Source organism: Streptomyces albidicamelliae (assembly GCF_025642175.1).
GTDB lineage: Bacteria > Actinomycetota > Actinomycetes > Streptomycetales > Streptomycetaceae > Streptomyces > Streptomyces albidocamelliae.
Genome location: NZ_CP106795.1, coordinates 2174409 through 2190784 on the forward strand (window position 1 = coordinate 2174409; position 16376 = coordinate 2190784).

A 16376-nucleotide genomic window follows, 5' to 3' on the forward strand; every position below is an offset into this window, starting at 1 on the left:
GGTTCGTCAGCCGCCGATGGCGGACATCGGCCGGTCGGGCTGGACGAACGAGGGGTCGTCCAGCCCCGCGCCCGCCTTCTTGCCCCACATCGCCAGCCGCCAGAGGCGGGCGATCTCCTCGTCCGGGGCGCCGGAGCGCAGGGCGGCGCGAAGGTCAGTCTCCTCGGTGGCGAACAGGCAGGTCCTTATCTGACCGTCGGCCGTCAGCCGGGTACGGTCGCAGGCCGCGCAGAACGGGCGGGTGACCGACGCGATCACCCCGACCCGGTGCGGGCCGCCGTCGACGAGCCAGCGCTCCGCCGGTGCCGAGCCGCGCTCGTCGGCGCCCTCGGGGGTGAGGTCGAAGCGGGTGCGCAGGGAGTCGAGGATGTCCCCGGCGGTGACCATGCCGTCGCGCTTCCAGCCGTGCTGGGCGTCCAGTGGCATCTGCTCGATGAACCGCAGTTCGTAGTCGTGCTCGACGGCCCAGGCCAGCAGGTCGGGGGCTTCGTCGGCGTTGAGTCCCGGCATCAGCACCGAGTTGACCTTGACCGGGGTGAGGCCGGCCTCGCGGGCGGCCTCCAGGCCTTCGAGCACGTCCTTGTGGCGGTCGCGGCGGGTGAGGGTCTTGAAGACGTCCGGGCGGAGGGTGTCCAGGGAGACGTTGACCCGGTCCAGGCCCGCCGCCTTCAGGGCGGGCGCGGTGCGCCGCAGGCCGATGCCGTTGGTGGTGAGGGACATCCGGGGGCGCGGGTCGAGCGCGGCGACGCGCTCGACGATGCCGACCAGCCCGGGGCGGAGCAGGGGCTCGCCGCCGGTGAAGCGGACTTCCTCGATGCCGAGCGTGCGGACCGCGATGTCGATGAGGCGGACGATCTCGTCGTCCGTGAGCAGGTCGGGCTTGGCCAGCCACTGCAGCCCCTCCTCGGGCATGCAGTAGGTGCACCGCAGATTGCACCGGTCGGTCAGCGAGACCCTCAGGTCGGTGGCCACTCGGCCGTAGGTGTCGATGAGCACGTGGGCCCCCTCCCTCTCTCCCGGTCATGCAGGGTCCTCACGGGCGAGGTATGTCGCCCGTCACTTGCGAGCCTACGTGACACCGCCGACACCGGGCAGCGACCCGATCTTACGAGGTACGACCCGGCCGCGTCGTAGGACCGTACAGTCCGGGACGACGCGGCCGTCCGTACGAAGCTCAGTGCGCTCCGGTACCGGTCAGGGACCGCACCTCCAGTTCGGCGTACTTGCCGGCGTCCGGGACCTCCTTCGAGAGCCAGGTCCCCACGGCGCCCAGCAGGAATCCGACCGGGATGGAGATGATCCCGGGGTTCTCCAGCGGGAACCAGTGGAAGTCGACGTCGGGGAACATCGAGGTCGGCTTGCCGGAGACCACCGGGGAGAACAGCACCAGGCCGACGGCGGTGACCAGGCCGCCGTAGATCGACCACAGGGCGCCCGAGGTGGTGAACCGCTTCCAGAACAGGCTGTAGAGGATGGTCGGCAGGTTGGCGGAGGCGGCGACCGCGAACGCGAGGGCGACGAGTCCGGCGACGTTCAGGTCGCGGGCGAGGGCGCCGAGCACGATGGAGACGGCGCCGATGCCGACCGTGGCCCAGCGGGCCGCGCCCAGTTCCTGCTTCTCGGTGGCCTTCCCCTTCTTGATGACGTTCGCGTAGATGTCGTGCGCGAAGGAGGACGAGGAGGCCAGGGTGAGGCCGGCGACGACCGCGAGGATGGTGGCGAAGGCGACCGCGGAGATGGTGGCCAGCAGGACGGCGCCCCAGTTGGAGTCCACTCCACCGAGGTGCAGCGCGAGCAGGGGGGCGGCGGTGTTGCCCGCCTTGTTGGAGGCGATGATCTCGTCCGGTTTGATCAGTGCGGCGGCGCCGAAGCCGAGGGCGAGGGTCATCAGGTAGAAGGCGCCGATCAGGCCGATCGCCCAGATCACGGACTTGCGGGCGGCCTTGGCGGTGGGGACCGTGTAGAAGCGGATCAGGATGTGCGGCAGACCCGCGGTGCCGAGGACCAGGGCGATGCCGAGCGAGAGGAAGTCCAGCTTGGTGGTGCCGGAGGCGCCGTACTTGAGACCGGGCTCCAGGAACGCGGAGCCCTTGGCGCTGTTGTCGGCGGCACTGCCGAGCAGGTCGGAGATGTTGAAGTCGAACTTCAGCAGGACCAGGAAGGTCAGCAGCAGGGCGCCGATGATCAGCAGCACGGCCTTGACCATCTGCACCCAGGTGGTGCCCTTCATGCCGCCGATGGTGACGTACACGATCATCAGGACGCCGACGAGGGCGACGATGCCGATCTTGCCGCCGTCGCTGGTGATGCCCAGCAGGAGCGAGACGAGGACGCCGGCGCCCGCCATCTGGGCGAGCAGGTAGAAGATCGAGACGACGATGGTGGAGGTGCCGGCGGCGGTGCGGACCGGGCGCTGGCGCATCCGGTAGGCCAGTACGTCGCCCATCGTGTAGCGGCCGGAGTTGCGCAGCGGCTCCGCGACGAGGAGCAGGGCGACCAGCCAGGCGACCAGGAAGCCGACGGAGTACAGGAAGCCGTCGTAGCCGAAGAGGGCGATGGCGCCGGCGATGCCGAGGAAGGACGCGGCGGACATGTAGTCGCCGGAGACGGCGAGGCCGTTCTGGAAGCCGGTGAACTGGCGTCCGCCGGCGTAGAAGTCGGCCGCGTCCTTGGTCTGGCGGCCCGCCCAGACGGTGATGACGAGGGTCGCGGCGACGAACACCGCGAACAGCGTGATGATCAGCGTGCGGTGCTCGCTCGCCTCTCCGGCGGCCAGCAGGGTGTGCTGTGCGGGGCTCATGCGCCGCCCTCCATCCGGGTCTTGATGGCCTCGGCCCTGGGGTCGAGCTTGGCGGCGGCGTGCCGCGCGTACCACCAGGCGATGAGGAAGGTGGTCAGGAACTGGGCGAGGCCCAGCACGAGGGCCACGTTGACGTTGCCGGCCACCTTGGTGCCCATGAAGCCGCCCGCGTAGCTGGAGAGCAGCACGTACAGCAGGTACCAGGCGATGAAGGCGACGGTCAGCGGGAAGGCGAAGGAGCGGTAGGCGCGGCGCAGTTCACCGAACTCCGCGCTCTGCTGCACCTCGGTGAACTCCTCGGTGGAGGGAAGTGTGGTCCCCCGCGCGGGGGGCGGTGTCTCGGTGGCCACGGAGTCTCCTCGGGTGACGGTCATGCGCGATGTCGGACCTCACGGGATCGGGATCACGTTACCGAAAGTCAGCTTCCGACTCCGCCGTGTGATTCCGGCGGGGGCCACGATCCTGCTCGGGCCCCCTGTCCACGGTCACGGCGCCACGCGCGGAGCGGTTCAAGCCGGTCGGACTCTTTCGGAGATCGGGCGTGGAAGATAGCTTCGGCCTGCACCACCCGTCATGCACCTGCCCGAGCACCACCTGTGTCTCGGGCGGTTTCGTTTTCGGATGATGTGGAGACCCCATGGCTCATCTGCGTTCCAGACGCCGGCTCGCGCTCGCCGTGCCGGTCGTGCTGTCGCTGACCGCCTCGCTAGGCTTCCTGCCGGCGGCGGCCTCGGCGGCACCCGCCGCGCCGGCGGCGGCGCGGGCGGCGGACGGCACGAATCTCGCGTACGTGGTCAACACCCGGACGGACCACCGCACGATCGCCTCGGTACTGCGCGCGATCGCCCTCAACGGCGGCGAGGTCGTGGTCAGTTACGACAAGATCGGCGTGATCGTCGCCCATTCGGCGGACCCGGACTTCGGTGCGCGCATGCGCGCGGTGCGCGGCGTGCAGTCGGCGGGCGCCACGCGTACGGCGCCGCTGAGCGCGGCGGGTACGACGGACGAGGGCGCGGTCCAGGTCCTGTCCAAGGCGGAGGCCGCGAAGCTCGCGAAGGGCGCCGCGGCGGGCGAGGAGCCGCTGGAGGCGGACCAGTGGGACCTGCGGGCGATCGGCGCCGACAAGGCCGCGCGGATCGACCCGGGCAGCAGGAGCGTGACCGTCGGCGTGATCGACACGGGCGTCGACGACACCCACCCGGACATCGCCCCGAACTTCTCCGCCGCCCAGTCGGCGAACTGTGTGAGCGGCAAGCCGGACACGACGTACGGCGCGTGGCGGCCGGTGGACGCCGACCACTACCACGGCACCCATGTGGCCGGTGAGATAGCGGCGGCCCGCAACGGCGTCGGCGTGGCCGGTGTGGCGCCCGGGGTGAAGGTCGCGAGCATCACCGTCGCGCAGCCGGACCCGTCGTCGCTGTTCTACCCGGAGAGCGTGGTCTGCGCCTTCGTGTTCGCCGCCGACCACGGCATCGAGATCACCAACAACAGCTACTACGTGGACCCGTGGCTGTACAACTGCATGGACGACCCCGATCAACGTGCCATCGTGGACGCGGTCAACAGGGCGCAGCTGTACGCCCAGGACAGGGGCACGCTCAACGTGGCCTCGGCGGGCAACTCCAACGACGACCTCGACTCGCACTCGCTGACGGACGACTCCAGCCCGGACGACTCGACGGCGACCCCCCGCACGGTCGATCCGCACGAGTGCTTCGACGTGCCGACCCAGCTGCCCGGTGTGGTGACCGTCAGCGCGGTGGGCGTGCAGGGCGCGAAGTCCTACTACTCCAGCTACGGACAGGGCGTCGTCGACGTGGCGGGCCCGGGCGGCGACAAGTACCAGATCCCGGACACCCCGTCGAAGAACGGGCGCATCCTGTCCACGCTGCCCAACAACCAGTACGGATTCCTGCAGGGCACCTCGATGGCGTCCCCGCACGTGGCCGCGGTGGCCGCACTGCTGAAGTCCGCCCACCGGCACGCCACTCCCGCCCAGCTGCAGGCGCTGCTGAAGGCCCAGGCGGACAACCCGGGCTGCCCGGCCGGCCCCTATGACGGGAACGGCGACGGAGTCGTGGACGCCACCTGCGTCGGCAGCAAGCGGGTCAACGGCTTCTACGGGTTCGGCATCGTCGACGCCCTGCGTGCAGTCAAGTAGCCGGCGGGTGGACGTCGTACGACGAGGACGTCCCGCACGGCACGCTCGTACCGCGAACGAACTGGAGAGAACTGAATGACAGCGCCCAAGCAGCGCTACCGCCGCGCCCTCGCGATCCCCGTGGGAATGGCCCTGGCGACGGCCCTCGCGTTCCTGCCCGACGTCACCGCCTCCGCCGCGGACAACGCTCCCGCGGCCACCGCCGACGGGCCCGCGCTCAGCTACGTCGTCAACGTGGCCCCGGGACACGGGGTCTCGGCCCACGTCCGGAAGGCGATCGCCCGGGCCGGCGGCTCGGTGGTGGTCTCCTACGACCGGATCGGCGTGATCGTCGTCCACTCCGCCGACCCGGACTTCGCCAAGGAGATCCGCGAGGTGCACGGGGTCGACTCGGCGGGAGCCACGCGCCACGCGCCGCTGCCCGCCCAGTCCACCACCGACGTGGGCACACCGAAGGTGCTGACCGCCGAGGAGGTCGCCGACGCGCAGGCGGCGGACGGCCAGGACCCGCTGGAGCCGTTGCAGTGGGACCTGCCGGCCATCAAGGCGGACAAGGCGCACGAGAAGACGCTGGGCAGCCCGGACGTCACGGTCGCCGTCATCGACACGGGCGTCGACGACACCCACCCGGACATCGCGCCGAACTTCGACCGCGCGGCGTCGGCCAACTGCGTGTCGGGCAAGGCGGACACGACGGACGGGTCGTGGCGCCCGAGCGCGGCGGAGAGCCCGCACGGCACGCACGTGGCGGGCGAGATCGCGGCCGCGAAGAACGGCGTGGGCGTCACCGGTGTCGCGCCGGGCGTCAAGGTGGCGGGCATCAAGGTCGCCAATCCGGACGGGTACTTCTACACCGAGGCCGTGGTCTGCGGCTTCATGTGGGCCGCCGAGCACCACGTCGACGTGACCAACAACAGCTATTACACCGACCCGTGGTACTTCAACTGCAAGAACGACCCGGACCAGCGGGCCCTCGTGGACGCCGTCACCCGGGCCTCGCGGTACGCGGAGCGGAAGGGCACGGTCAACGTCGCCGCGGCGGGCAACGAGAGCTACGACCTCGCGTCCGACTCGATCACCGACCCGGTGTCCCCGAACGACGGCACCCCGTCGGACCGGGTGATCGACCCGCACCAGTGCTACGACATACCGACCCAGCTGCCGGGTGTCGTGACGGTCGCCTCGACCGGCGCCAAGGGCCTGAAGTCGTCCTTCTCCAACTACGGTCTCGGCGTGATCGACATCGCCGCGCCGGGCGGTGACTCGACGGCCTACCAGAAGCCGGAGCCCCCGGCGACCAGCGGTCTCATCCTGGGCCCGCTGCCGGGCGGCAAGTGGGGCTACATGGCCGGCACGTCGATGGCGACGCCGCATGTCGTGGGTGTCGCCGCGTTGATCAAGTCGACCCATCCGCACGCCCCGGCGGCCCTGGTGAAGGCGCTGCTGTACGCGGAGGCCAACCCGACGCCGTGCACCGACCCGTACGACATCAACGGCGACGGCAAGGTCGACGCGGTGTGCGAGGGGTCGAAGAACCGCAACGGCTTCTACGGCTGGGGCACGGCGGACGCACTGGCCGCCGTCACCAGGTAGATCCCGGCACCCGGTTCCGCGGGCGGACCGCGCGACAGACATATTGATCGAGTCAATACTGCATAGTGCAGTCATGACTGCTATCGAGTACGCATGGTCCGCCCTGGGCGGTGATCCCGCCCACCCGGCACGGCTCACCACCGTCAAGCGGGAAGGCGCGCTCCCGGCGCGCCTTCCCGTCCGGGAGCTCGCCCGGGCGTGCGTCGGCGCGTGCGCGCTGGCCGCCGCCGAGCTGGCGGCCCGCCGGGCCGGACTCGGTGACCCGCCCGCCGTCCGGGTCGACGACGGCGCGGTCGCGGCCGCCTTCCACAGCGAGCGTCTGCTCCGGGTCGACGGGCGCGCCCCGGTCGCCTTCGCACCGCTGTCCCGGTTCTGGCGGACGGCGGACGGCTGGGTGCGCACCCACGGCAACTACCCGCACCACCGGGCCCGGCTGCTCGCCGCGCTGAACCTCACCGAGGACTCCCCGGCCGACGAGGTGGCCGCGCGGTTCGCAAAACTCCCCTCCCTGGAGGCGGAGGAGACCGTCCACGGCGCGGGCGGCCTGGCCGTGGCCCTGCGCACCCCGGGCCGGTGGCGGGCGCACGAGCAGTCCGCAGAGGTCCGCGCCCGGCCGCTGGTCGAGCGCGAACGGCTGGACACGGCCCGCGCACCCGTGCTCCCTCCGCTCGATCCGGCCTCCGCCGTGCTGCTGCCCGCCGCGGGCCTGCGCGTACTGGACCTGACCCGGGTCCTCGCAGGACCCGTGGCCACCCGCACCCTCGCCCTGCTAGGCGCGGACGTACTGCGCCTGGACGCACCCTGGCTGCCCGAACTCCCCGACCAGCACGCTGACACGGGCTTCGGCAAGCGGTCGGCGACCCTCGATCTCGCCGTCGGCCGGGACCGGTTCGAGGAACTGCTCGCCTCGGCGGACGTCGTGGTCACCGGCTACCGGCCGGCCGCCCTCGACCGGTTCGGCCTCTCCCCGCGGGCGCTCGCCGCGCGGCGGCCGGGGCTGGTCGTGGCACAGATCTCCGCGTGGGGCGCGTACGGACCCTGGGGTGACCGGCGCGGTTTCGACAGCCTGGTCCAGGTCGCGACGGGCATCGCGGTCACCGAGGGCTCGGCCGGGAAGCCGGGCGCGCTGCCCGCGCAGGTGCTGGACCACGGCACCGGCTATCTGCTGGCGGCGGCCGTCCTGCGGGCGCTGACCGAGCAGTCGTACGACGGGTACGGCCGGTGCGTACGGCTGGCCCTCGCCCGGACCGCGCACTGGCTGACGGACGGGATCCGGCCGGAGCCGGCGACCGGCCCGCCGTACCCGGGCCCGGACGCCTGGCTCGCCGAGACGGACAGCCCCCTCGGCCGGCTGCGGTACGCCCGGCCGCCGGTGTCCTTCACGGGCGGCCCGGCCGACTGGGTCCGGCCCGCCGTGCCCTGGGGTTCGGACGCGGCCGCCTGGCGGTGAGCACACCGGCGGCCGGAAACGTACGGATCGGTGGAATGCCGTACCGTCAGTTGTTTTCCCGGACTTGCCCGGCTCTGCGGCGACTGGTGAAGATCGTGGGGTGACCTTGATACGACCGGCCGGCGGGACGACCGGCGCGGACGGCGCGGCCCGGCGGCACGGCACCCGCCGGGCCGCGGCCCTCCTGGTCCTGGTGGCCCTGGGCGCCCTGGTCCCCCTGCTCGGTCCGTCGGCGGCGCTGCACGGCACCGGGGAGGCCGCCGCTCCCGGGGTGGGCGGCATCGCCCTGCTGCGCGCGGTGCTGTTCGCGGCGCTGTCGGTGTCCCTGGGCGAGCTGTTCGTGCACCGGCTCGCCGGCCGGCTGCCCGGCGCTCCGCCCGAAGTGCCGCGCAGCTGGGCGCGGTTCGCGAACACGGCCGGTCTGCTCGCCGCGCTGGCGCTGGCGACGGTGGTGTCCACCGGCAACCTGGTCCCGCACAGCCCGGGCCAGATCGACGTCGGCGGCCTCTACGACTCCCGGGACGGCAGGCTGGCCCTGCTGGAGGTGAACGCCTTCCTGCTGGCGGTGGTGCTCGCGCGGCGCCGCGCCGCCCATGTGTGGCCACTGGCCGCGGTGGTGGTCGCCGAGGCGCTGCGCGCGCACCCGGCCGGCGAGTCCGGTGCCCTGGCGGGCTCGGGTCTGACGCTGGTGCACCTGACGTGCGCGGCGCTGTGGGCCGGTGGTCTGCCGCACGCCCTGCGGACCCTGCGGCTGTGGCGCGGCCACCCGGCCGGGGCGGCGCTGCTCGGCCGCTACGCGCGCGTGGCGGCCGTGCTGCTCGCGCTCGTCACGGCGACCGGCGTGTACAGCGCGCTGCGCCGGATGCCGCCGGGCACCGTTCTGGAGCAGCTGACGACGACGGCGTACGGACGCACCCTGCTGGCCAAGGTGGTCCTGGTCGCCGTCGTCGCCGTGCTCGCCCTGTGGGCGCGGATCCGGCTCGGCCGGGCCGCCGATCCGCTGACCGCGTGCGCGCCCGCGCGGGCCGAGGTGGCCGCGCTGGGCGCGGTGGTCGCGGTCTCGGGACTGCTCACCGCGCTGCCGCTGCCGATCCGCTGGTCCTAGCGGTTCACCGGTCGTTGGTGACGAGCACCTTCAGCGCGGTGCGCTCGTCCATCGCCTTGTAGCCGTCCGGCACGCCCTCGATGCCGACGGTCATGTCGAACACCGGCGAGGGGTCGACGGTGCCGTCGAGGACGTCGGGCATGAGGTCCGGGATGTAGGCGCGGACCGGGGCGACACCGCCGCGCAGGGCGATGTTCCGGTCGAACATGACGCCGAGGTCCAGGCCGGTGCCGCTGCCGTGCGGCACACCGACGAAGCCGATCGCGCCGCCGTCGCGGGTGATGTCGACGGCCGTCCGCATGGACTGCTCGGTGCCGACCGCCTCGACGACGGCGTGGGCGCCCTGACCGCGGGTGAGCTCGCGGACGGCCGCGACGGCCGCCTCGCCGCGCTCGGCGACCACGTCGGTGGCGCCGAAGCGGCGCGCGATGTCGGTGCGGACCTCGTGCCGGCCCAGCGCGATGATCCGCTCGGCGCCCAGCCGCTTGGCGGCCAGCACCGCGCACAGGCCGACGGCGCCGTCACCGACCACGGCGACCGTGGCGCCGGGGCGGACGCCCGCGCCGAGGGCGGCGTGGTGGCCGGTGCCGAGGACGTCGGAGAGGGTCAGCAGGGCGGACAGCAGGCGTTCGTCGGAGGCCGCCTCCTTGGGCAGCTGGACGAGGGTGCCGTCGGCGAACGGCACGCGCACGGCCTCGCCCTGGCCGCCGTCGTAGCCCACGGAGCCCCAGAAGCCACCGTGCTCGCAGGACGTCGTCAGACCCTCGCGGCAGTAGTCGCAGACGCCGTCGGACCACATGAAGGGCGCGACCACCAGGTCGCCGCGGCGGACGGTGGCCACCTCGGAGCCGGTCTCCTCGACGATGCCGAGGAACTCGTGGCCGATGCGCTGTCCCGGCTGCCGGGCGGCCTCGCCGCGGTACGCCCACAGGTCGCTGCCGCAGATGCAGGCGCGCAGCACCCGGACCACGGCGTCGGTGGGCAGCTGCACCATGGGTTCGGGGACGTCCTCCACGCGCATGTCGAACGGGGCGTGGATGGTGGTGGCGCGCATGGCGGGGGTCCTTCTCGTGCAGGGGTGTGCGGAGACGTACGGCGCGCTCAGGGGGTGGTCGAACGCGCACTTCACGGTACGCCGCGGCCGTCGCGGCCCGCGCGCCGAGGGTGCCCTCGGGCCGGCGTCGCGGGGCCGTGCTCCCGCCGCCGTGCCCTGCCGCCGTGTCCTGCCGGCTCAGACGCCCGCGGCGCCCAGCAGGCTTCCCGCCGCGTAGGTGACCGCCATCGCCAGTGCCCCGCCCACCGCGTTGCGCACGATCGCCCGCCCCGGGTCCGCGGCGCCGAGGCGGGCGCTGCTCCAGCCGGTGAGGACGAGCGCGGCCAGGACGGAGAGGACCGTGACCGCGAGCCGCGAGCCGGCCGGGGGCAGGACGATGGCCAGCAGGGGCAGCAGCGCGCCGACGGTGAAAGACAGGAAGCTCGCCCAGGCCGCGTGCCAGGGGTTGGTCAGCTCGTCCGGGTCGATGCCCAGCTCCACGCGCGCGTGGGCCCGCAGCGCGTCCCGTTCGGTGAGCTGTACGGCGGCCTCGCGGGCGACCTCGCGGGACAGGCCGCGTGCCGCCAGCAGGTCGGTCAGCTCCCGCAGTTCGGCCTCCGGCTGCTCGCGCAGTTCCCGTCGCTCCACGGCCAGCGCGGCCAGTTCCGAGTCGCGCTGGGTGGAGACGGAGACGTACTCGCCGGCCGCCATGGACATCGACCCGGCGAGCAGGCCGGCCAGACCGGCGGTGAGCAGGGCGGCCCGGCTCTCGGTCGCGCCGGCCACACCGACGACCAGTCCCGCGGTGGAGACGATGCCGTCGTTCGCGCCCAGCACGGCGGCCCGCAGCCAGTTCAGCCGGGAGCCGAGCGCGCCGCCGTGGGTCTCGTCGTGCGTGGGTTCCGTCACAGCAGGGAGGATCGCACTCCGAACGACACCGTCACCGCACCGACGCTCCCCGGCCTCCCGCGCGGTGCCGACCGCTCCACGGCAGCGGCTGCCCGCCCCGGGCGCACCGCCGTAGCCGGCACCGCACCATGGCCGGCTCCCCATCCTGGCGACCGCTCCGGCGCGACAGCTGCCCCGCCTCTGCCCCGCCTCCGGCCCGCCGCCGTAGTCGGCGCGCCGCCGACCGCCGGTGCAGGCTCACGGCCGGTGTGGCGCGGTGGCCGGGGTGCGGCGTCCGTCGACGTCGGCGGTGGTGCCCGGTCTCACCACACCCGCAGGGACGCCCCCCGGGCGAACACCGGGCTCGTCGCGTCGGGCGGTGGGGTCCGCAGGGGTTCGGCGAGTTCCGTCACCGTGGGGCCCACCTTCGCGGCGACGGCGTCCAGGAGGGCGAGGTCGAAGCCGTAGACGCGGGCCGCGTTGCCGCCGAGCACGGCCGCGAGCTCCGCGCGCGGGACGCCCGCGCAGGCGAAGCGCAGCGCTTCCCTGGTGTAGGGGAAGGTGCCCTCGTCGTGCGGGTAGTCGCTGCCCCACATGATCTTGTCGACGCCGATGCGCTCGCGCAGCGCCACCTCGTGGGGGCGCATGAAGCTGGCGCCGACGAAGCAGTTGTCCCGCCACACCTCGGAGGGCGGCGCGCCCATGCCGGCGGCCAGTCCGGCGCCGAACTTCGACTCCGCGGTGTCGGCACCGGACGCGGCCGCGACCAGCCGCCCGTGGTAGTAGTCCAGCATGCCGAGCACGCCGGGGATCCAGCCCGAGCCCTGCTCGGTGAGGACCAGCCTGAGCTCCGGGTGACGGCGGAAGGCGCCGCCGAAGATCAGGTGCCACAGGGCGCGGTGGGAGAACCAGGTCGTCTCCACCATGAAGACCGCGCGGGCGGCCGGTTCCTCGCCGAGCGGCGGCGAGGCCGAGCCGGCGTGGTGGTTGACCGGGACGCCGAGTTCCGCGCAGGCGGCCCACAGCGGGTCGTACGTGCGCGAGTACAGCTCAGGCAGGCCCGATCCCGGCGGGGTGCCGGGCAGCATCAGACCGCCCTTGAGGCCGGCGGAGGCGGCCCACCGCACCTCCTCGACGGCCTCCTCGACGTCGCCGAGGAGGATCTGGAAGACGCCCGCGCGGCGGCCCGGTGCGGCCGCGCAGAAGTCGGCGAGCCAGCGGTTGTGGGCGCGCAGGCCCGCCCAGCGCCGCCGGAAGTCCTCGGCGCCGGGGGGCGGGGCCATGAGCGAGCCGGACGGGAAGAACGGCGGGATGGTGTTCGGGAAGATCACCTCCGCGACGATCCCGTCCGCCTCCAGTTCGGCGAGGCGCCGCCGCGAGTTCCAGTTGCGGTCGGCGGAGTCGGCGAGCAGGTCCTCGTGGGGGTTGACGTAGGTGGCGGCCCAGACGTCGAAGTCGTCGTGGTACCGCTTCTCCAGGTAGGGCTTGTAGTCCAGCAGGTCCGCGCCGGCGTGGCAGTCGGCGGAGATCACGGTGTAGCGGTCGTCGGTCATCGGGTCACCCCCAGTGCCGGGAAGTCCTCGCCGGTCAGCCAGTGCCGGCCGGTCTCGCGCGAGCGGGCCCAGGACGCCTCCACGGCCCTCTGGTCGGCCGGCTGGCCGAGGTCGGCGGGGGTCGGCCCGATGCGGCGGGCCAGGGGGGTCAGCCGGTCGGTGTCGAAGCCGAAGACGTCGGCCGCGGCGAGGCCCAGCATGCGGCGGGTCTCGGCGACCGGGATGTCGTGGAAGGTGCGGCGCAGCCATCCGCGGGTGTCGGGCCAGGTGCCCTCCGGGTGCGGGAAGTCGCTGCCCCACAGGATGTTGTCGACGCCGATCTCGTACCGCTGGGCCAGTTCGCGCCGTTTGGTGTTGGTGGCGCAGACGAACACCTGGCGGTCCAGGTACTCGTGCGGCGGGCGCCTCAGTCCCTCGAACGGGGAGAGTTTCTTGCCGCCGTGGGCGCCGAGGTAGAGGCGGTCCATGAACCACAGCAGGTTCGGCAGCCACCAGCAGCCCGACTCGGCGACGCCGAAGCGCAGCCCCGGGTGGCGTTCGAAGACACCGGACCAGAGCAGGAACCACAGCGGGCGGGCGGGCCACCAGGTGACCTCGGAGACGTAGATGCCGAGATGGTCGCCGTACTCGTGGCGGGGAGCGGCTCCGGAGTGGGTGAGCACGGGCATCCGGCACTCGGCGGCGGCCGCCCACACCGGATCGTAACGGCGGTCGTGGTAGGGCTCCTTCCCCTCCCACATGGACGGGATCATCAGCGCGCCGAGGCCGGACTCCCGGGCGCGGTGGATCTCGGCGACGACCCGGTCCACGGGGGCGGTGACCGGCAGCAGGGCGACTCCGCAGTGCCGTTCGGGGTGCGCGGAGACGAAGTCGGCGAGCCAGCGGTTGTGCGCCCGGGCGCCGGCCATGCCCAGTTCGGGGTCCTGGTCGCCGGAGAGGCCGAGACCCACGCCGAAGGGCGCCGCGGTCCGGCTGTCGACGGCGTCGGCGTCCGGGAAGACGACCTCGGCGGCCACCCCGTCGCCGTCCAGCTCCTTCAGGCGCCGCGCGGAGTCCCAGCCGCCGCGCAGGCCCTCCTCGTTGTCGTGGAACCAGCGGTCGGCGAACTCCTCGTTGCGGATGCCGAGCCGGGTCATCTCCTCCCGGCGGCGGTCGCGTCCGGCGAGGAACTCGTCGAAGTCCCGGTGGAAGCGGGACTCCAGGTAGGGCCGGTACTCCTCGGTGGGCGGTCCGGCGTGGCAGTCGGAGGAGATGATCAGGTAGGGGTCCTGGCCGGAATCGGCGTCGGTCACTGCGGCCTCCCGGTCAATCCAGAATGAAGTTCTCGAGGTACGACGGGTTGGCGCGGTCCAGCATCGAGCGTGCCCGCGCGCGGATCTGCGCGTCGCTGTGCTCGCTCGGCGGCAGCATCCAGAAGCGGTCCTCCCGGATGCCGGTGACGACGAGTCCGGCGACGTCCTCGACGGAGGTGAAGCGGACGTCCCGGCCCGCCGCGCGCATGGCCGTCTCCCACTGGTCGAGGCTGCGGTACGGCGTCCTGCGCGGGCGTTCCTTGGCGTACCGCCCGGGCCGGTTGCGGTGCGACTCCCACAGGCCCGTGCGCAGCATGTGCGGCCCGGGGAAGAGCACCGACGCGCTCACGCGCGCGTGCTCGGCGCGCAGGTGGGCGTACAGGGACTCGGTGAGGGTGACGACGGCCGCCTTGGTGACGGCGTAGACGGAGGCGGTCGGGAGCGGGGCGATACCGCCGTCGCCGGAGGAGGTGTTGACCACGTGACCGGGCGCCCCGGACGCGATCATCCGGGGCACGAACGCCTGGACGCCGTGGAAGACGCCCCACACGTTGACGGCGAAGGCCCAGCGCCAGTCGTTCGGCTCGTGCTCCCACATCCGGCCCTCGGCGCCGGAGCCGACACCGGCGTTGTTGCACAGCACGTGCACGGCGCCGTACGTCTCGTACGCCGACTCGGCCAGCTCCACGACCTGTTCGCGCACCCCGACGTCGACCACGCGCGCGTGCACGTCGGCGCCCCGGTCGCGGAGTTCGGCGGCGGCCTCGTCCAGGGCGGCCGCCTCGACGTCGGCGAGGACCACTTTCAGGCCCTCGGCCGCGAACCTCCGGGCCAGCGCGAGCCCGATGCCGCTCGCCGCACCGGTGACGACGGCGACCTGTCCCGCTTCGAGGTCCATCAGCGACGCCCGCCGGCCGGCGCGTCGAGGATCTGCAGCGGGTCGTCGTACCGCTGGTGGACGTAGGGCAGCAGGGCGTCGGGGTCGACCCGTGCGACGACCCGGCCGCTCTGCGCGGTGGTCCTCTCGCCGAGCGTGATCTCCCGTAGGCGCAGCACCGGCAGATCGGCCACGGGGTCGTACGTCGACTCCCGCAGGACGACCTCGCCGTCGACCCGCTCCAGCCGGCGCGTCCTCTCCCGGCGCAGGCAGTGCACCAGGACGGGGCCGGTGTCGAAGCCGGAACCGTCCACCGCGGGGAGGAACTTGAAGTAGAAGTCGGTCCGGCGCGCCGGCTCCGGCGGGGGCAGCTCACCGGCGACCGTGCCGCGCACCGTCACGAAGGCGACGCCGTGCCGGGCCAGCGCCGCGGCGACGGCGGCCTCGTCGCGCTCCAGTGTCACCTCGCCGAGCTTCTTGGGTTCCCCGAAGACCTCGCGCCCACCGGTGAGGGCCCGCTCCTGGGTCATCGGCATGACCAGCGGGTACCAGCCCTCGACCGGACCGTGGGCGGCGGCGACCGCGAGGGAGCCCGCGCCGAGCGGGAGCGGCTGTCCGGGCAGGTCGACGGTGCTGATGTTCACCCTGACGAGGGGGCTGCCGGTCGGTTTCAGGGGTGGCGGCAGCACCGCGGCCACGGCGTCCGGGTCGGTCTCCCAGACGGCCACCACGCCCGTGGACCAGATCTCGGGGAGCCGGCCGCTCGCGGCGCGCGCGGCGGCGATCTCCTCCTCGGTCCGTGCGCCGTACCGTACGCGTGCCATACGCCGTACCGCCCTTCTTCTGACGGACCGTCATCTGTAACACAGTTACAGCAGACTCCGTGCGGGGTAAAGACGTGCGGGGCGAAGCCGGTGGCACGGAGGGGAGTCGGGGCGCATGGCGAGCGGGACGAGGGGCGCGCTGACCCGGGACGCGGTGCTGGAGGCAGCCGCCGGGCTGGTGCGGCGGCACGGCCCGGAGGCTCTCACCATGCGCGGGCTCGCCGCCGAGCTGGGCACCGCGGTGACGTCCATCTACTGGCACGTCGGCGGGCGGGAGGCCCTGCTGGACGCGCTCGTGGAGCGGACCATGGCGGACCTCGGGGAGATCCGCCCGTCCGGGGCCACGCCCGGTGCACGGGTCGTGTCGGTCGCGCACACCCTGCGCCGCCGGCTGCGTGAGCACCCGCACCTGGTCGCCCTGGTGCACGAACGGGGCCTGACCGAGCGGATGTTCCTGCCCGCGCAGCAGGCGCTGGTGCGCGAGGCGCACGCGGCCGGGCTGCGCGGGGCACGGGCCGCCGAGTTCGTCCGGGCCGTGCAGTTCCAGGTCGTCGGGCACGTGCTGGTCGAGCGCAACCGCGAGCGGGCCCCGGCGCAGCACCCCGGCGAGGAGGAGCTGTGGGGCGCGGGGGCCGCCGGTGACGATCCGGCGCTGGCCCGCGCGCTGGCGGGCCCGGTCGACACGGAGCGGCTGTTCACGACGGCCGTGGAGGCGCTGGTGCGGGCCCTGCTGGCGCCGGACGGATCCGACGGCGCGTGACGGCGCGAGGGCGGCCGGGGGCACGCACGCGCGTACG

Annotated in this window: 14 protein-coding genes; 5 read left to right on the forward strand and 9 right to left on the reverse strand. The window is 73.4% G+C overall.

Features of this window, described 5'->3' with window-relative positions; translation table 11 throughout:
* Nucleotides 1–6 precede the first annotated feature (6 nt).
* From moaA to N8I86_RS10140, 3 genes are all read right to left on the reverse strand, one after another.
* The gene (gene moaA / locus N8I86_RS10130) at nucleotides 7–996 is read right to left on the reverse strand and encodes a GTP 3',8-cyclase MoaA (protein ID WP_073892282.1); all 990 of its coding nucleotides are present in this window, start codon (nucleotides 994–996) and stop codon (nucleotides 7–9) included.
* 178 nt (nucleotides 997–1174) lie between these two features.
* Nucleotides 1175–2800, reverse strand: a complete 1626-nt coding sequence (locus N8I86_RS10135; protein WP_073892283.1) for a solute symporter family protein — start codon at nucleotides 2798–2800, stop codon at nucleotides 1175–1177.
* The gene (locus N8I86_RS10140) at nucleotides 2797–3150 is read right to left on the reverse strand and encodes a DUF485 domain-containing protein (protein ID WP_073892284.1); all 354 of its coding nucleotides are present in this window, start codon (nucleotides 3148–3150) and stop codon (nucleotides 2797–2799) included. Before N8I86_RS10140 ends, N8I86_RS10135 begins: the two co-directional genes overlap by 4 nt.
* 287 nt (nucleotides 3151–3437) lie before the next feature.
* Between N8I86_RS10140 and N8I86_RS10145 the strand changes: the two genes are divergently transcribed.
* The 4 genes from N8I86_RS10145 to N8I86_RS10160 all read left to right on the forward strand — a co-directional run bounded on the left by N8I86_RS10145 (nucleotide 3438) and on the right by N8I86_RS10160 (nucleotide 9112).
* Nucleotides 3438–4964, forward strand: coding sequence for a S8 family peptidase (locus tag N8I86_RS10145; RefSeq protein WP_263277612.1), 1527 nt, complete (start codon nucleotides 3438–3440; stop codon nucleotides 4962–4964).
* Between the two features lie 75 nt (nucleotides 4965–5039).
* Nucleotides 5040–6557: a S8 family peptidase gene (locus N8I86_RS10150; RefSeq protein ID WP_123438338.1), complete on the forward strand. Its 1518-nt coding sequence runs from the start codon at nucleotides 5040–5042 to the stop codon at nucleotides 6555–6557.
* Between the two features lie 73 nt (nucleotides 6558–6630).
* Complete coding sequence (locus tag N8I86_RS10155; RefSeq protein ID WP_263277613.1) at nucleotides 6631–8007, forward strand: CoA transferase; 1377 nt, start codon at nucleotides 6631–6633, stop codon at nucleotides 8005–8007.
* Between the two features lie 100 nt (nucleotides 8008–8107).
* Nucleotides 8108–9112, forward strand: coding sequence for a CopD family protein (locus N8I86_RS10160; RefSeq protein ID WP_263277614.1), 1005 nt, complete (start codon nucleotides 8108–8110; stop codon nucleotides 9110–9112).
* 4 nt (nucleotides 9113–9116) lie between these two features.
* Here N8I86_RS10160 and N8I86_RS10165 read toward each other — a convergent pair whose 3' ends face one another.
* The 6 genes from N8I86_RS10165 to N8I86_RS10190 all read right to left on the reverse strand — a co-directional run bounded on the left by N8I86_RS10165 (nucleotide 9117) and on the right by N8I86_RS10190 (nucleotide 15579).
* Nucleotides 9117–10166, reverse strand: a complete 1050-nt coding sequence (locus N8I86_RS10165; protein WP_123438335.1) for a zinc-dependent alcohol dehydrogenase family protein — start codon at nucleotides 10164–10166, stop codon at nucleotides 9117–9119.
* Between the two features lie 177 nt (nucleotides 10167–10343).
* The gene (locus tag N8I86_RS10170) at nucleotides 10344–11054 is read right to left on the reverse strand and encodes a VIT1/CCC1 transporter family protein (protein ID WP_073892293.1); all 711 of its coding nucleotides are present in this window, start codon (nucleotides 11052–11054) and stop codon (nucleotides 10344–10346) included.
* Nucleotides 11055–11356: 302 nt separating this feature from the next.
* A complete protein-coding gene (locus N8I86_RS10175; RefSeq protein ID WP_073892323.1) occupies nucleotides 11357–12586 on the reverse strand; it encodes an amidohydrolase family protein in 1230 nt (409 codons plus the stop codon).
* Nucleotides 12583–13878, reverse strand: coding sequence for an amidohydrolase family protein (locus tag N8I86_RS10180; protein ID WP_263277615.1), 1296 nt, complete (start codon nucleotides 13876–13878; stop codon nucleotides 12583–12585). The genes N8I86_RS10175 and N8I86_RS10180 overlap by 4 nt, the downstream gene beginning before the upstream one ends.
* Nucleotides 13879–13891: 13 nt before the next feature.
* Nucleotides 13892–14776, reverse strand: coding sequence for an SDR family NAD(P)-dependent oxidoreductase (locus N8I86_RS10185; RefSeq protein WP_263277616.1), 885 nt, complete (start codon nucleotides 14774–14776; stop codon nucleotides 13892–13894).
* Complete coding sequence (locus N8I86_RS10190; RefSeq protein ID WP_263277617.1) at nucleotides 14776–15579, reverse strand: acetoacetate decarboxylase family protein; 804 nt, start codon at nucleotides 15577–15579, stop codon at nucleotides 14776–14778. Before N8I86_RS10190 ends, N8I86_RS10185 begins: the two co-directional genes overlap by 1 nt.
* A 115-nt stretch (nucleotides 15580–15694) precedes the next feature.
* Here N8I86_RS10190 and N8I86_RS10195 point away from each other — a divergent pair, with 115 nt between their 5' ends.
* Complete coding sequence (locus N8I86_RS10195; RefSeq protein ID WP_073892331.1) at nucleotides 15695–16339, forward strand: TetR/AcrR family transcriptional regulator; 645 nt, start codon at nucleotides 15695–15697, stop codon at nucleotides 16337–16339.
* Nucleotides 16340–16376: the final 37 nt, after the last annotated feature.

Excerpts from the sequence above, each read along its gene's own strand:
- N8I86_RS10155 (WP_263277613.1), top strand. The coding sequence starts at position 6,631 with ATGACTGCTATCGAGTACGCATGGTCCGCCCTGGGCGGTGATCCCGCC.
- N8I86_RS10135 (WP_073892283.1), bottom strand. The coding sequence starts at position 2,800 with ATGAGCCCCGCACAGCACACCCTGCTGGCCGCCGGAGAGGCGAGCGAG.
- N8I86_RS10165 (WP_123438335.1), bottom strand. The coding sequence starts at position 10,166 with ATGCGCGCCACCACCATCCACGCCCCGTTCGACATGCGCGTGGAGGAC.
- N8I86_RS10190 (WP_263277617.1), bottom strand. The coding sequence starts at position 15,579 with ATGGCACGCGTACGGTACGGCGCACGGACCGAGGAGGAGATCGCCGCC.
- N8I86_RS10150 (WP_123438338.1), top strand. The coding sequence starts at position 5,040 with ATGACAGCGCCCAAGCAGCGCTACCGCCGCGCCCTCGCGATCCCCGTG.
- N8I86_RS10175 (WP_073892323.1), bottom strand. The coding sequence starts at position 12,586 with ATGACCGACGACCGCTACACCGTGATCTCCGCCGACTGCCACGCCGGC.
- N8I86_RS10145 (WP_263277612.1), top strand. The coding sequence starts at position 3,438 with ATGGCTCATCTGCGTTCCAGACGCCGGCTCGCGCTCGCCGTGCCGGTC.
- N8I86_RS10185 (WP_263277616.1), bottom strand. The coding sequence starts at position 14,776 with ATGGACCTCGAAGCGGGACAGGTCGCCGTCGTCACCGGTGCGGCGAGC.
- N8I86_RS10195 (WP_073892331.1), top strand. The coding sequence starts at position 15,695 with ATGGCGAGCGGGACGAGGGGCGCGCTGACCCGGGACGCGGTGCTGGAG.